Below are 16,014 nucleotides of genomic sequence, written 5' to 3'. Positions count from 1 at the left end.
CAGGGAATGAAAAAATTCGGTTTACAGAACTGCATCAAGGTTGCCGCGCTGCTTTTTCTGTTGAGTGTATCGAACTTTGCCAATGCGTTGGAATTTACCATTAGCGAAAAAGATATTAATCGCTTTGCTAAACTCGCTTTCCCCTACAAGCAGAGTTACAACGGCGCGGATATATTTTTTTCAGATCCTAAAGTCATCCTCAGTGGTCTGGAAAATGAATTGCGTATTCAAACCAAGATCAGTGCATATAAAAATAATCAACTGCTGAAAGCCGATGCTGAAATTACTGGCGAGCTCCGGTATGACCCAGTCGATTATAATTTACAAATTAAAGAGCCCATGGTCAGTGAGTTCAAGTTACTCGAAAGTACGATGGATGATGCTGATCAGATTATTCGTGGGATCCGCGATGTCGTGGGACAGTCATTGCCGGTTATTGTATTGATAGATTTGGACACCTTGGATATGGGTTTTGGTAAAATCCAGCCTAAGTCGATTGTTGTTGGTCACAAGAAACTCATTATTACGCTATAGACAGGTTTTTTAACATGCACAAAGTCGCCATTCTTACCATGGACAGTCTCGACGATTTCTTCGCCTACGATAGTCTGCTTGATGCGCCATTTGCGGCCGCTGGTTGGCAAAGCGAGCATGTTTCTTGGCGCCAGGCCGATGTGGATTGGAACCAATACGACGTAGTGATCGTGCGCAGTCCTTGGGACTACCAACAAGACCCAGATGCTTTTCTTGCTTGCCTGCAACGCATCGATGCTTCCAAAGCTGTATTAGAGAACCCATATTCTTTAATGGAGTGGAACCTTGCAAAGACTTATTTGCTGGATTTGGCGCAGCAAGATGTGCCAATTGTTCCGACACTTTGGTTTGATGCCTACGACCCTTCCATGCTTGCACAGGGTTTTGCCGCTTTTGCCAGCGACGAGATTGTAGTTAAACCAGTGGTTAGTGCGAATGCCGATTTCACCTATCGAATTGCACAGTCAACGAGTGTAAATCTGCAAGACGAACTAGCTCAGGTTTTTGCGGATCGCGCGTTAATGATCCAGCCTTTTTTGCCTGCAATAGTATCACCCGGTGAATATTCGTTATTTTATTTTGATCATAGGTTTAGTCACGCCATTTTGAAAACGCCAAAGGCACAGGACTTCCGTGTGCAAGAGGAGCATGGTGGGCAGTTGAGCTTGATCACGCCTAACGAGCATATGCTTACAGTGGCCGAAAAAACACTGGCAGCATTACCCTCCCGTGCATTATATGCTCGGGTCGACCTGATTGAGACTGAGAATGGCTTTGCAATTATGGAGGTTGAGCTGATTGAACCGTCGCTGTATTTCAATATGGATCCGACGTCGGCCCAACGTTTTGTGGATACTTTTTGTCAGAAATACCCAAATTAACTAGGGCAGAGTAATCGTTCCTTGCAAATAGCTCACGGCATGCCCCGCTAATAATACGCGCTCGCCTTTGACTTCACATCGAATACTGCCACCTCGTTTTGACTTTTGTTCAGCGTTTAGTTGCTGCAGCTTAAGCCGTTTTGCCCAGAATGGTGCGAGTTGGCAGTGCGCAGAGCCTGTGACCGGATCCTCATTCACCCGTAATTTAGGAAAGAAGCAGCGACTGACAAAATCTGCATCGAGGCCCCGAGCGGTAACAACTACACCGCGCAGTGGAAGCTGCGAAAGCAGCAAAAAGTCGGGCTTCAGCGCGACCAATCTCGCTTCAGTATCAACTTCAACCAGATAATCAAAGCCTTGATACACGCCAACAACACCGTCGCCTAATGCTTGCAGCAAATGCGCTGGAGGTTCGCATTCCTGCACGATCGTAGCTGGAAAATCCATCACATAACGATCGTTCTTGCGGTGTACAACTAATTCGCCACTGCGCGTAAGAAAACGCAGAGGATCCATCTGACTTAATTGCTGTGTGTAGATAACATGAGCTGCCGCGAGTGTTGCATGTCCACACAAATCAACTTCGGACTCAGGGGTAAACCAGCGTAACTCGATGGTATTTTCACTTATTACGAAGAAAGCCGTTTCCGATAAATTGTTCTCATCTGCTATACGCTGCAGGATGTCATCACTGAGCCATTGATCAAGCGGACACACTGCGGCTGGGTTACCCCCGAAAATTTTGGTGGTAAAAGCGTCGACTTGATAAATCGGTAGCTGCATTTGGGTTTCCTGTGGTTCGAAAATCTTAGAGTAGCCTATTTAAGATGACGAAAACCACTGTTAGTGCGCATTTGATAGCGCATTGGTAAAGACGCTAGCACTGATTTACTGCTAGCGTCTTTAGACCGAGGTTTAACTAAGTCACCAGTGTTCTAATTGGCTCACTTCTGCCGATTGTCACGCGCGTGACGCTTCACCTGTTGAGTGTTACGGTCACGACTCACTGGTTGGCGTGATTTAGGCTGTGCGCGCTGCACTTCGCGTGAGACTCTCTGGGTTTCGCGCGGTGCCTTGAAAGTCGGTTGTTGCTTGGCTGCGCGTGGAGGTGCCACATGGTTGCGCTGTTCAACACGCGGTTGTACAGTCGCTGCCTGGCGCTTACTGGGTTGTCGATGCTGTGTAGGACGCGGTACTTCAAGTCGCTCCCGTTGCGGAGCTTTAACGACATCGCGCTGTTGGCGCGGAGTTTCTGTGCGCACTTTAGGCATATTGTGACTATTCGTCGCTATACGTTTAGTTGAGTTGGGCTGCACATATTTTACCTTTCTATTGTGTTGCTCTAGTTGAGTCGGCACAGCGCGCTGATATTCGCCATACCGAGTATTCATAACTTCTCGATTGCGCACAACTTTTAACGGTTCGCGTTGGCGATATTCGCGGTGGCGGACAACACGTTCGTTATAACGCGCACGGCGATGTTGGCTATTATGTGCCCAGCGCTTGTATTCGCGGCTATAAACGCGCTTGTGGTCGCGATAATAAGGGCGATACGTTGGTGTAGTGTTGATCACCACATAGCCATGATGCCAATGAAATCCGCCAAAGAAAAAGTGTGAGGCAATATGGATGCTGGGACTCCAGTAAAAGCCAGCACTCCAATGATAATGTCGCGGATGGTGCCAATAATAAGGTGTGCGAGCGTGCCACCAGTTCCCATAAACCACTCGGGTATCATAATAAGGCACATACACTACACGGTCACGAACGGTTTCAATCACCACCACATCATCTTCGCGTGCCACGCTGACATAATCATTACTTTGCAAATTGCCCTCACGATAGGCAACTTCGCGCAACGCTTGAATGCGTGACATGACCCACTCTTCATCGGCAATTACTGCATCACCAAGATAATTGAGCCAATCGATATCTTCACTCATTTGCGCCAATATCCGGTCAAATGGTGTCAGTGCTTTCACACTGGGATCCCAGTCAAAAGCGTCTACTCGCTTTAGGATCTGATCTTCTGACAGGTTTTGATTATTTTCGCGCCAACGTGCAGCCCGAATGACATCCATGGGGTAAGTCGAGGCGATTAATACATGCGTCAGTAATGTATCGGGATACAAAGCGATGGGGGCAAGTACAGTATCGAGTTGCTCCTCATTTAACACGGTACTTGAGTATTCTCCGCTATCATAGTCTCGCGCACTGGCAAACTGTATGGCTAAACTGATACTGAGAATTAGCGCAATTGCATAAATAAGTGCGATTCGTTGCGTTGACTTCATAGGATTCTCCCTCTTAATTCGTCCAATGCAAAGATCATTGGTACTAGCGTAATCATGGTTATAGTGCGTAGCGCCTTAACCAAACCTGAATGCTATGCAACGGTCTGAATAACTTGGTTAATTGCATTTATCAGACAATAAGCGCAGAGTAAGGGGGTAAGTGTGATGCCCCAAATGAGTCAAATGGATTATTTTTTTAAGTTAGTGCCAAGGCTAAATATCTCGTTTACGCGAGCTAGCGGCATATTGCCTGTACGTCGGCTAATGACAGCGTTAAAGGACTTAAAGGCGAATCCAGCGTACTCACCCACAACTCATTTTTTTCTTGATTTTAGAGGTGTAGAAGAGATTACTGGTAGTTTAGACGACTACGAGCAGCTGGCGCATCTTGCAGTCAATATGCAGTCTGCGGAAAATACCAAAACGGTATTTGTGCTTGCCGGGGATAAACCTGCCGTGGAACGCTATGTAGAAGGCCACACTTTGATGGCATCGCAGTCTAATCGACAGTATATCGTTGTTAACAATGGTCAGCTTGAAGCAGCGCTAAGTGAATTGGGCTTGCACCAGCTTCCAGCCAGTCTGGCGGCTTCTGAGTGAGACCAGCTCCAGTAGGGTAAATGATTGTAGCGCTATTTAAGTAGATGTGGGTCGAACAAATGGCCCAGCTTTTCCGTTTTGGTTTTTAAATAGTGGCGATTCTGGTCAGTTAAGCCATGGTCGATCGCCTTGCGTTCCACAATGTTGATCCCAAGCTCCGCCAACGCCGCTGCTTTTCTCGGATTGTTGGTCATTAGTACGACATTTGCAACGTTCAGGGTCTCAAGCATGAAACCACAGATAGAATATTCACGTAGGTCTGCGTCAAAGCCTAAATGCAAATTGGCTTCAACCGTATCCATACCGGTGTCTTGCAATTGGTAAGCTTTAATTTTATTCAGTAATCCGATGCCCCGGCCTTCTTGGCGAAGGTATAACAGCACGCCTTTGCCATGCTCGACGATATTTTGCAGCGCTTTTTCAAGTTGAAAGCCACAATCGCAACGGGTACTAAACAGTGCGTCGCCGGTTAAACACTCAGAGTGCACACGGATGGGTACGGCTTCATCGGCCTGCCAATCGCCGTAGGTCAATGCCACGTGTTCTTGGCCTGACGACTCCACAAATCCATGGATACGAAACTCACCAAAGCGTGTGGGAAGCTTAGCGGCGCTGATGTATTCAAATTGTGGACTTGATTGTGTCATCTTTATCTCAAGCGGTTGCACGGCATGGCTATTGCGTAGAGCCAATGTAAGGCCGTTTTAAGGCAAAACAAGGGTTATTGACCAAATGCTTTGAAATCATCCAGTGGTGCTGGCATTGCAATGCCATAGCCTTGTGCATAGTCAACCCCCATTCTACCTAATTGCACTTTAATATCCGAATTTTCTACAAATTCAGCGACGGTTTGCATACCGATGGCTTTTGCTACGTCATTAATTGAGCGCACCATGGCAAGATCAATGGGGTCGGTTAATAAATCGCGGACGAACGCACCGTCGATCTTTACGTATTGAACCGGCAATTGCTTCAAATAACCGTATGAAGAAAAGCCGCTGCCAAAATCATCTAACGCAAAGGTACAGCCAAGCTGGTGAAAGGTTTTAATAAACTCTAAGGTTTCGTCCATCTTAATGATCGCCATACCTTCGGTTATCTCAAAGCAAATCTTGCTGTACGGCACATTAAATTTTTCAAACGCGTTAAGCACGTACAGTTTAAAATCTCTATCCGCGAGTGATTGACCGCACAGATTGATATTACACTTCTGCAATTCTTGTGCATGAATTGGATTGCGGTGTAACCATTCGAAGTAATGAAGGACTACCCAACGATCGATTTTTGCCCCCAGTGAATAGCGCTCAGCCGCTGGCAAAAATGCGCCTGGTGGTACGAGGTCGCCTTCTTTAGTTTGCATCCGCAACAGGATTTCATAACGATGGCCATCGTCGGCTAAATGCAATGGCTGATAGTGTTGGTAGTACAGCTTAAAATTGTTTTGTTCAAGTGCCTCGTTAATATGTGCTAACCAATTCAGTTCGCTCTCATAGCGCTTGGTCGTAATGTCACTAAGGGAATAACGGTGGATTTGATTGCGCCCCTGCTCTTTAGCGATGTAGCAAGCGGCGTCAGCCATACTCATCATTTGTTCGGGTGAATCGACTTTTTCGGTGCGTTCAACTAAACCAATACTGATCCCCAGCGAGAACACATTGTTTTCCCACATAAAGCGAAAGTCAGACACGATATTCAGTATACGATTTGCCAACACAAAGGCTTGGTCGCTATCACTTTTGGTCATCAATACACCGAATTCGTCGCCACCTAAGCGTGCCAAAAGACCACGCTCACCGACACCTTCATCCAAGAGTCGAGCGAGCTGTTGCAGCAAGGCATCGCCCGCCTTGTGCCCGCAGGTATCATTAACGACTTTAAACTGGTCAAGATCCATATAGAGCAAAATTAATGGCTCGTCGATGTTAAAGGGAAGAGTAAGTTGGTGCTGTAACTGTCGTTCAAACTCGCGGCGATTATTAACCCCAGTGAGCGAATCATGTGTGGCAAGATACTCGAGGCTAATATTAGATTGCTTGCGTTCAGTTACATCAAATAGAGAACCATATAAGAACGTCTGGTCTCCTTCGCTATGTAGTTGACATGAAAGAGAAAACCAGAACTCAGTGCCATCTTTACGTAAGCCGCGAAACTCTCGTCCAAGGACTGTTCGGTGAGTGCGTAGCTCCCCAATTAAAACATCGCGCTCGTTTCTGTCGGCATAAAATTCACTGGTATTTTGCACTGCACTGAGCATTTCATCTTCACTGCTATAGCCAAATAATTGCCACATTGCAGGATTGACTGATAATAATATCCCGTCCGGTGTTGAGGTATATAGGCCTTCTGCAGAATTACGAAACAGCTGATAAAACTGACTCAGGTTATCTATTTGCTTTTCTTGCTTGCTTTGCTCCAAGCGCATCAATACTTGTTGATTGATTTCAATTGCCACGCCGAGAATCAATATACCCAGGGTGGTAAATGAAATAATCAACAAAGTCCCCGCATTATCAAGCATGCCCATGTTTTTATACAAATAAAGATTCGATCCTGCAGCAGTGATTAACAGAATCCACCCAGCGATAAAAATGAGCGCTGGTCGACTGCTAAAGCGCACGTAGTAGCGCAATGCCATGCCGCACTGGCTAAGCATGCTCAAGCCGATGATGAGCCCATTAACAGCAGCCTGCCAGCTGTCAGGTGTTAGCCATTTATTGACAATAATTGCGAATGGAATGAGATAAATAACATACTTGTAGAATTTAGGAGTACGGGTAAACAGGGCTACGCTGACTTTGCTCGTTAAGAGTAAGAATAGAGCTAGGAATATGCTAGTAAATACGCGGTTGTATTCAGTAATTTCTGTGATCTGAGCAATAACCCCTTGAATGTTAAGGACGCAGAGCATTAACACACAACAAGTCAATGAAAACCAGAACCGCACTGGACTTTTCAGCACCAGATAGGTAATCAGAAAATACAGGGTAAATACCGACATTGCACCGACGAAAATACCAAACAGCACCTGCGTGTTTTGTTGTTCTAATACCCAGGCTTCAGAGTTTTTTAGAGTGATTGGCGCGAGTAACGGGTTGTCATCAGTCAATCGAATATAAACGCTGACTTTTTCATTTACGGCAAGTGAGATTGGTGCGATAAAATTGCGATGATTGATCGGTCGCTTGTCGAAAGCCTGGGTTGCGCCCATTAAATGGGAGGCAACAATCCTATCCAAGTCATCGAGAATAAATATATCTACACTATCAATATTCGGATCGTTGACGCTTAGATATAAGCCTACAGGCGTTTCGGTTTTATTCGTTATAGCGCTGCGGATCCAAAGACTTTGACCGTCCAACAGTGCGCTTTTATCCCAGCTGCCTGTCCAGTTGTCCAATAACTGTACTTCACTCAGTCTGCGCGTGTTTTCAGTGCGCAAAGATTCAGCAAAATCCTGCAAGTCAATCAGTGACACAGAATGATCGATATCAATGTTTACATTGCGCTTTGCTTGGGCATTGACATTGGCACTCAGAAAACCGAGGAGAGCGCCAATACACAATACCCAATAAAGGAACCCTGTATTTCGCAAGCTGTGGTTAGATGTTGACAAGCGGTTACCTTTTGCTCTTTAAACAGAAGCGTAAGTTATTAATAGATAATACTAATCCCAGTTTAGACTAACTGCTACAACTTAGTGCAATGCCTTTTTCTTGTGCCGGCGGAGGGGTGGCGAATGGAGCATTTGCTGGGGTGTCTTCAAAGGGAGCTGTTACCGCCGCAAATAGTGCCTCTGCAACCGAAAAATCATCATCATAAGCGGCCGAAATGGCATGCTGGAGATGATGGTTTCTGGGCACGATTGTAGGGTTGACCAGGCGTAATTCATTGGTATCAATTGAGTGACGTTCACATATGTTTTGGTAATCGTTTAGCCACTGGTGTATCGCACTTCGATCGATAAAGTGATCAATCAATTGGCTAGGTGCGCTCGCGGCACAGGAGAGTAACCGGAAGCTTTGTGTGTAATCACGTTGCTGCTGCTCCAGCATATCAAACCACTGGACGCGCAATTGGTCGGCGCGGGACTTATCGGGATGTTCACTTGGGATCTGGTCGAAACCAAACTTGGTAGCAATAAGTTTTTGATACGTGCGCATTAATACTGGCTCGAACAAGGATAATGCTGCCGTTATCGCATCGACCGATAAATAGTGAGTAAAGGCTTGCGCCAAGGCATTCAGGTTCCACAATGCGATGCCTGGTTGTTGGTCAAATGCATAGCGACCATTGTAGTCAGAATGATTACATATATAGCTGGGGATAAAGTCATCGAGAAAAGCATAGGGGCCATAATCGAAGGTTATGCCATGAATCGACATATTATCAGTATTCATAACCCCGTGATTAAAGCCAATAGCTTGCCAGTGTGCCACTAAATGCGCGGTTGAAGTTACAATAGTACGCAATAATTCGAGGTAACGGTTAGGGTCATCCTTGAGGGTTGCAAAATGGTGGGAAAAACAATACTCAAACAGCGCATCCAGCCGCTCTTTTTGTCCAGTATAATGATAGTACTCGAAATGACCAAAGCGTATATGGCTTGCACACGTGCGGATTAGCATTGCGCCGGGTTCAATGGTTTCACGTTGCACGGGCTCGGTACTGGTAAACAAGCACAAGGCGCGCGAAGTCGGTATACCCAGTGCGTGCATAGCTTCGCTGACAATGTACTCGCGCAGCGTTGACCGTAACACTGCGCGACCGTCAGCGTGGCGAGAGTATGGGGTTGGTCCAGCACCTTTTAAATGCAGATCCACACGTTCGCCAGAGGGCGAGATTATCTCAGCAAGCAGGTGTCCCCGCCCATCACCCAACGCGGGATTCCATTGACCAAACTGGTGACCACCATATTTTTGTGCCACGGCATGCTGCTGCCATGGGCTATTGGGTTCACTGAGTAAATCTTTCCAGTCGTTGCGCCACACGCTCGCAGCGATCCCTAATTCATGCGAGAGATTATGGTTTATCATGGCAAGGCGTTGATCGCGCAATAACCTCACTTTGACGGGGGAGGTTAATGCTTGCAATTCATTGGCGTAGGTGTAGCTTAACTGCATCAAATGTCAGCTCTAAAACGAGGTTGGAATGCCATGGTATCAATACGTACGAAATTAGTAATGCGATCGTTGTCAATTGCTGTGCTCAGTGGCTTATTAGTGTTCAGCGTGCAAGCGGGTGATGCAGCCGCTGGGAAAAAGCGAGCGACGGTCTGTGCCGGCTGTCATGGCAATGATGGTATGGCATTCATACCCAACTACCCCAATTTAGCCGGGCAAAATGAATTGTATTTGATTGATGCGCTTAAAGCTTACCGCGACGGCATGCGTCGTCATATGCAAATGACTCCAATGGCGAGAGGGTTAAGCGATACGGACATCGAGAATTTAGCAGCTTACTACAGCGGCTTAACACCAAAAACAAAAACCACAGAGTAAACCAAATCTACAATCTCAGTGTATCTATCGGATATTTAGTGCAATAGGCAATCGATATGCTGGTTTTACATCATTTAAATAACTCTCGCTCACAGCGGATCTTATGGTTACTCGAAGAGTTAGACGTTGAATATACATTAAAAACCTATCAACGCGACGCTAAGACCAATCTTGCTCCTGCCGAATTAAAGTTGGTTCATCCCTTGGGTAAGTCGCCGGTAGTGACCGATGATGAAGTCACCATTGCGGAGTCTGGTGCTATTATCGAATACCTTGTCACACAATATGGCAATGGCCAGGCGCTAGCAGAGCTGTCGCCCGCAGAAAAGCAAGAACAATCGTTCTGGTTACATTTTGCCGAGGGCAGCTTTATGCCACCGTTGGTGACCAAGATGGTACTGGAGAAAGGCAGAGATAAAGCGAAACCTTTCTTTATCAAATATATCGTCGAAAAATTTGTGGATGCCGTGATGGATGCCTACTTTGGGCCTAATATTAAGGCAAACATTGCTTTTGTAGAACGCCACTTAACTGGGCGCGAATGGTTTGTGGGTGAGCATTTAAGTGCAGCGGATTTTCAAATGAGCTTTCCGCTTGAGGCGATTGTGGCGAAACAGGGGAAGGATGCCTTTCCTAATATTGCTGCTTTCGTTGCGCGGATCCACGCACGCGATGCCTATCAGCGCGCGCTCAAGAAGGGCGGGCAATATGATTATGCCTAGGCAATATCACTTAAACTATCGAGATACTCGTTGATTACCATTAAGAATGCGTCACCATAGCGTTCGAGTTTGGTTGCGCCAACACCGGATACAGCCAAAAATGCACTTTTTGTGGTAGGCATTTGTGCAGCCATGTCGGCGAGCGAAGCGTCACTAAACACCACAAAGGGTGGCACGTTATCTTCATCCGCAATACTTTTACGTAAATGCTTAAGTTTGGCAAACAAGCGTTTGTCATAAGCTTTTTGCATTGTATTAGTTTTTGCTGCTTTCACGCTTAAGCGCGGTATTGCCAAGTCACATGCAACTTCGCCGCGCAGAATATCGCGCGCGGCCTCCGTCAGCTTCAGAGCCGCCCCTTGGGTAATGTCGATGCGTAGATACCCCTTATGCACCAATTGATTAATTATGCTGTGCCAATAGGTATCAGGCTCAGTTTTACCTATACCGTAAGTACTGAGCTGTTCATGCTGGTTCTCAATGATACGTTTATGCGATTTGCCGCGCAGAACATCGATTACATATTGCGCTGCAGCACTTTGCTGGATCCGCAATACGCAAGAGAGGACTTTTTGTGCAGTGACCAGGCCGTCAAAATGACGCGGCGGATCGAGACAAACGTCGCAGTTGCCACAAGCTGTTCCGGCAAATTCGGAAAAATAATTGAGCAATACTTGTCGCCGACAGGTTTGTGCTTCTGCAAATGCCTCCATGGCGGTAAATTTCTGGGTTTCTATTGCTTCTCGCTCAGAGTTGCCCATCGCGATCCATTGGCGAATACGGGCGCCATCTTTTTCATCGAAAAGCAGTAATGCTTCGGAAGGCATGCCATCACGTCCGGCGCGCCCAGTTTCTTGATAGTAAGCCTCTATACTGCGTGGTACATCATGATGTAGAACATAGCGAACATTACTTTTGTTGATCCCCATGCCAAATGCAACAGTGGCGACGACTATATCAATAGCATCAGTTTGGAAGCGCCGCTGCACCCAATTTCTTTGTTCGCTATCCATACCGGCATGGTACCCCGCCGCTTTGAGCCCAGCTTTATGGAGTTTTTCACTGAGTTCGTCTACCTTACGGCGACTATTACAATATATGATCCCACTGCCTTCTTGCTGTTTAACATAGCTAAGGACCTGATCAAACGCCTTATATTTGGGTAACACATGGTAGCGAATGTTGGGACGGTCAAAGCTACTTTTGAGGACCAATGGCTCGTGTAAGCAAAGTTGTTGCTGGATATCGGCTTGAGTCGTTATATCTGCTGTGGCCGTCAAAGCCATCATTGGAATATTTGGGAAGTGCTGTTTGAGTTCGCCAAGACGACGATATTCTGGGCGGAAATCATGGCCCCAATGGGAAACACAGTGGGCTTCATCGATAGCAAACAAGGAAACATTGACACTGCGGATAAACTGCAAAAAACGAGGTTGTAATAAACGCTCGGGGGCAACATAGACAATCTTGAGTGAGCCGGATTGTAAGGCGTCATACGTTTGTTGTTGTTGCTCTTCATCGATACTACTATTAATAAACGCCGCGGCGACACCGCTGAGTTTCAGTTGCTCGACTTGATCTTGCATTAACGCAATCAAGGGAGAGATAACAATCGTAATACCCTCCAGCATTAAAGCCGGAACTTGATAACATAATGACTTCCCACCACCGGTCGGCATCAACACTAAGCTATCACCACCAGCAAGTGTATTCCTAATGGCGTCGAGCTGCCCTGCGCGGAACGTTGAATAACCGAATACGTGGGCAAGCACCTGTTCTGGTGTAGCAGTATTTTCAGCTGTCAACGTGGATGATTGCATAAGATTTAGGGAATCGATGGTAAACTATAGCGAAAGAAACCGATGGCCCTATGATACGCATTTTTGCGTCACGCTTCACTGGCTAGTTGTGACAAGTTTTTAAGGATCGAACAATGACTGAACAATTACCCGAATTGATCGAAGAGTTGGTCAATACGCCGGAGGATACATCCCAGATAGCGCGTTCTTCTGCAATGTTGGAGTTGGACGATCCAGATATCGCGTTAATTCTCGAATCATTACCTGTTGAACAGCGGATTTTGACTTTTAGTGCATTGCCAAAGCACAGAATGCTAGATGTGTTGGTTGAGATGCGGGCGGATCCGCGGGAAATATTGATCGACGCAACGCCGCAAGATCAGTGGGCCAGTATCTTTAGTGACATTGACGCTGAAGACTTATTGGAGTTGATGGACTCGCTGCCTAATCGACTCATTGACCGCGCCTATGAGGCACTTGATTCACAGCAACAGGCCTACTTTGATGACGCCCGCCAATTCCCAGTCGAGCAAATTGGTCACTGGCTTAACCATGACCTATTGGTTTTGCCACTCAATGCCAAAGTAAGAGAGGGGTTGCGTTTGATCCGTCGGGGTGTGCCCAACTATTGCGACACTATCTATTTGCTGAATCGTTCAGGGCAGTTCGCCGAAGCGGTAAAACTCGCACGGGTATTTAATGCCGCCGAACATATTCCCTTGGTTGAACTGGCGGAGGATGGGCTCACTGTGCTTAAGGCCACTGATGAGAATGTCTCTGCGTCTCTCTTAGTCCAACGCTCGGGCTATACATCATTACCAGCGGTGGATGATAATAATAAGTTGGTGGGGCGCTTGGATATTGGTGCCGCGTCTGAATTAATCAATGAGAATTACGAGCGCCAAGTCATGGCAACCGCTGGTATGGACGAGGATGAAGATTTGTTCTCGCCGGTAGCAAAAAGCGCAAAAAATCGTGCTTTGTGGCTGGGTATTAACCTACTGACGGCGTTTTTGGCCTCTTGGTTTATTGGCTTGTTTGAGGCCACATTACAACAGGTTGTGGCACTGGCCGTATTGATGCCAGTGGTCGCCAGTATGGGCGGCATAGCCGGTAGCCAAACGCTTACTCTGATCGTGCGTGGTTTAGCGCTGAAGCAGGTAACCACGGCCAACGTCCAGGCGCTACTTAAAAAAGAGTTTCAGGTTGGTGGGGTTAATGGTGTTATCTGGGCAATCGTCATCGGCATTGTGGCTTTTTTCTGGTTTGCCAATCCATTATTAGGCATGGTGATAGCGCTGGCCATTCTGGTTAACATCATCAGTGCAGCATGCGCCGGTGTATTTATCCCCGTCTTGTTGGATAAACTTAAAATCGACCCAGCGCTTTCTGGTTCGGTCATCTTAACGACGGTCACGGATATTGTCGGCTTTGTTGCATTTTTAGGTCTCGGGACGTTGTTTTTACTATAAATTTGAATAGGAAACGCGCACAATACGCGCTCTCCTCAATGATACTGCTTAACGTAAATGTCTGATCCAGCTCAACAGTCTCGCGCAGGCGTGCTCTTCGCCATAGCCGCCTACAGTATGTGGGGCTTCGCGCCATTGTATTTCAAATTACTGCAGCACATGCCCGCGGCAGAAATATTGGTGCATCGGGTGGTTTGGTCAGCGTTAATACTCATCGGGTTAATAGCCCTCAGGCAGCATTGGACCAAAGTAAAAGCCGCGCTTACCTCGCGCAAAGTTATGCTGGTGTTGTTGGCGGCTGGTATATTGTTAGCCGGCAATTGGTTGCTGTTTATTTGGGCAGTTAATAACGACCAGTTGCTAGAAGCAAGTCTGGGTTACTACATCAACCCGCTGTTTAATATTCTGTTTGGTAGGCTTTTCCTGGGCGAACGCTTGCGGCCATTACAGAAACTAGCGGTGGTCTTGGCCATTAGCGGTGTGGCTGTAGCAATCGCGGGGTTAGGCTATCTTCCCTGGATTGCTCTGGTACTGGCTGTGTCGTTTTCATTGTATGGATTACTGCGTAAAACTGTTGCCGTTGATTCGCTTCCAGGCTTGCTCATTGAAACTATGATGATGTTGCCGCTGGCATTGGTGTACTGGGCTTTCTACGCCAGTGATGCGAGTAATCTGGGATTGAATAGCTGGGACATGAACGGACTATTGATAATGGCCGGTGTAGTCACTACAGCCCCATTGTTGTGTTTTACCGCCGCAGCTCGTCGGATCCAGTATTCAACGCTAGGCTTTTTCCAGTATATCGGGCCTAGTATCATGTTCGTCCTAGCGGTGTTCTTTTACCAAGAGCCGATTGATCAAGCACGCATGATCACCTTTGCTTTTGTTTGGACGGGTCTGATGATTTTTTGTTGGGACTCTCTGCGCAACTTCCGCCAGACGCGCAAACTTGCCAAAACCAAACCGGTTTAGTTGAAGTCAGATTCTACACGATTGCGGCCACTACTTTTCGCTTGATAAAGTAGCGTGTCAGCTTTGGCGAGCATGGCATCCAGATTTTTGCGCCCTTGTACAGTCACGCCAATGCTTGTGGTTACCTGCAAATCTTGCTGTTGAAAGCGGATCTGCTTGTGTGACAACGCCTCACGAAAGGCCTCTAATCGTTCAATCACTTCCTGGGCTGGGATATTGGGCAAATAGATACAAAACTCCTCACCACCAAAGCGTGACACGTGAAAATCCGAGAATTGACTGGCAATCAACTTCGCCACATCTTTCAGTACCTTATCGCCCGCATCATGGCCGTAGGTATCGTTGATTTGCTTAAAATGATCTAAGTCGACTAAGGCGACAGCCTGATTTTCAGGTTGGCTGCGCGATACATGATTGACCGAATAGAAAAAGTGCCGGCGATTGGGTAAACCGGTTAAATAATCCGAGTTGGCAGCACGTCGAATCGCTTCCACATTTTCGATGTATTCAACATTTTGGTTAATACGGACCAAAAATTCTTCTTGGCAAAAGGGTTTGTGTAAGAAGTCATTGGCGCCGCTTTTTAAAAAGCGCGCAGAAAGCAAAGCGCTGTTACCTGATGAAACACCAATGATGGCAAGTTGCTCCTTCGGCATTGATTTGCGTAACTCCGCAACAAATTCTGTACCGGTCATGTCAGGCATGGTTTGGTCGGTGATCACCAATTGAATATTCATGCGTTCGTGCAGGATAGCTAGACCTTTCTCGGCGCTTTCTGCTTCAAAGGTCTGAAAGTTATGGCGTCGTAACATAGAGGTCATTGAGCTACGGCTAACCCGAGAATCGTCCACCACTAGCACCCCAATATGTTTGTTTTTTTCCATCCGGGCCAATAAGCGACTTAAATAGTCATAGACTTGTGCGTTTTCTTTGGGGATGTAGTCGGCTACGTCTTTACTTAGCACATGTTCGCGTGTGTCATCATCGAGGCGGCCGGTGACTACAATAGTAGGAACAAAGCTCGCGATGGTGTAATCGATGGCTTCACCAAATGGAGCATCGGGGAGGTTGTAATCCACCACGGCGCAAAGATAATCTTCTGGATTGGTGGTGCCAAATACGTGCTTGGCTTCAGTCAAAGTTGACGCGCAGACGGGTACTAGCTTGGCTTGAAGTACCAGCTTTTTGATGATGTTCATACTGGTAGAACTATCTTCAATTACTAATACTTTCTTTTGCATA

Annotated in this window: 14 protein-coding genes; 7 read left to right on the top strand and 7 right to left on the bottom strand. The window is 46.7% G+C overall.

Annotated elements, in window-relative coordinates; translation table 11 throughout:
- Positions 1-6: 6 nt before the first annotated feature.
- Positions 7-534: a hypothetical protein gene (locus AC121Z_RS16525; RefSeq protein ID WP_498125428.1), complete on the top strand. Its 528-nt coding sequence runs from the start codon at positions 7-9 to the stop codon at positions 532-534.
- 14 nt (positions 535-548) lie between these two features.
- The gene (locus tag AC121Z_RS16520) at positions 549-1,415 is read left to right on the top strand and encodes an ATP-grasp domain-containing protein (RefSeq protein WP_498125427.1); all 867 of its coding nucleotides are present in this window, start codon (positions 549-551) and stop codon (positions 1,413-1,415) included.
- On the opposite strand, the gene AC121Z_RS16515 is transcribed toward AC121Z_RS16520, so the two are convergent.
- Positions 1,416-2,198 (bottom strand): PhzF family phenazine biosynthesis protein, encoded by a 783-nt coding sequence (locus AC121Z_RS16515; protein WP_498125426.1) that lies wholly within the window; start codon positions 2,196-2,198, stop codon positions 1,416-1,418.
- Between the two features lie 161 nt (positions 2,199-2,359).
- A complete protein-coding gene (locus AC121Z_RS16510) occupies positions 2,360-3,709 on the bottom strand; it encodes a DUF3300 domain-containing protein (protein WP_498125425.1) in 1,350 nt (449 codons plus the stop codon).
- A gap of 183 nt (positions 3,710-3,892) precedes the next feature.
- Between AC121Z_RS16510 and AC121Z_RS16505 the strand changes: the two genes are divergently transcribed.
- Positions 3,893-4,309: a hypothetical protein gene (locus AC121Z_RS16505; protein WP_498125424.1), complete on the top strand. Its 417-nt coding sequence runs from the start codon at positions 3,893-3,895 to the stop codon at positions 4,307-4,309.
- A 32-nt stretch (positions 4,310-4,341) separates the two neighbouring features.
- Here AC121Z_RS16505 and ribA read toward each other — a convergent pair whose 3' ends face one another.
- The 3 genes from ribA to AC121Z_RS16490 all read right to left on the bottom strand — a co-directional run bounded on the left by ribA (position 4,342) and on the right by AC121Z_RS16490 (position 9,429).
- A complete protein-coding gene (gene ribA, locus AC121Z_RS16500) occupies positions 4,342-4,956 on the bottom strand; it encodes a GTP cyclohydrolase II (protein ID WP_498125423.1) in 615 nt (204 codons plus the stop codon).
- Between the two features lie 74 nt (positions 4,957-5,030).
- Entirely contained in the window at positions 5,031-7,922 is a 2,892-nt protein-coding gene (locus tag AC121Z_RS16495) for an EAL domain-containing protein (RefSeq protein ID WP_498125422.1), read from the bottom strand.
- A gap of 67 nt (positions 7,923-7,989) precedes the next feature.
- Positions 7,990-9,429 carry a protein adenylyltransferase SelO gene (locus AC121Z_RS16490; RefSeq protein ID WP_498125421.1) on the bottom strand — a complete coding sequence of 480 codons (1,440 nt, stop codon included), beginning with the start codon at positions 9,427-9,429 and terminating at the stop codon, positions 7,990-7,992.
- Positions 9,430-9,489: 60 nt separating this feature from the next.
- On the opposite strand from AC121Z_RS16490, the gene AC121Z_RS16485 reads away from it, so the two are divergent.
- Both AC121Z_RS16485 and AC121Z_RS16480 read left to right on the top strand, forming a co-directional pair.
- On the top strand, positions 9,490-9,807 hold the full coding sequence (locus tag AC121Z_RS16485; protein ID WP_498125419.1) for a c-type cytochrome: 318 nt from the start codon (positions 9,490-9,492) through the stop codon (positions 9,805-9,807).
- A gap of 56 nt (positions 9,808-9,863) precedes the next feature.
- Positions 9,864-10,529, top strand: a complete 666-nt coding sequence (locus tag AC121Z_RS16480; RefSeq protein ID WP_498125417.1) for a glutathione S-transferase family protein — start codon at positions 9,864-9,866, stop codon at positions 10,527-10,529.
- Here AC121Z_RS16480 and recQ read toward each other — a convergent pair.
- On the bottom strand, positions 10,526-12,349 hold the full coding sequence (gene recQ, locus AC121Z_RS16475; RefSeq protein ID WP_498125416.1) for a DNA helicase RecQ: 1,824 nt from the start codon (positions 12,347-12,349) through the stop codon (positions 10,526-10,528). The two genes, AC121Z_RS16480 and recQ, sit on opposite strands and share 4 nt — an antisense overlap.
- Before the next feature lie 113 nt (positions 12,350-12,462).
- Between recQ and AC121Z_RS16470 the strand changes: the two genes are divergently transcribed.
- Together AC121Z_RS16470 and rarD are read left to right on the top strand one after the other, a co-directional pair.
- On the top strand, positions 12,463-13,800 hold the full coding sequence (locus AC121Z_RS16470; protein ID WP_498125414.1) for a magnesium transporter: 1,338 nt from the start codon (positions 12,463-12,465) through the stop codon (positions 13,798-13,800).
- A 57-nt stretch (positions 13,801-13,857) separates the two neighbouring features.
- Positions 13,858-14,772 carry an EamA family transporter RarD gene (gene rarD / locus AC121Z_RS16465; protein WP_498125412.1) on the top strand — a complete coding sequence of 305 codons (915 nt, stop codon included), beginning with the start codon at positions 13,858-13,860 and terminating at the stop codon, positions 14,770-14,772.
- On the opposite strand, the gene AC121Z_RS16460 is transcribed toward rarD, so the two are convergent.
- Positions 14,769-16,013, bottom strand: a complete 1,245-nt coding sequence (locus tag AC121Z_RS16460) for a GGDEF domain-containing response regulator (protein WP_498125411.1) — start codon at positions 16,011-16,013, stop codon at positions 14,769-14,771. The genes rarD and AC121Z_RS16460 overlap by 4 nt on opposite strands.
- Position 16,014: the final 1 nt, after the last annotated feature.

It is taken from the genome of Alteromonas sp. DYW1, assembly GCF_059752595.1.
Note: the sequence above shows the minus strand (reverse complement) of the source record. Positions and strands in the feature narration are given on the sequence as shown.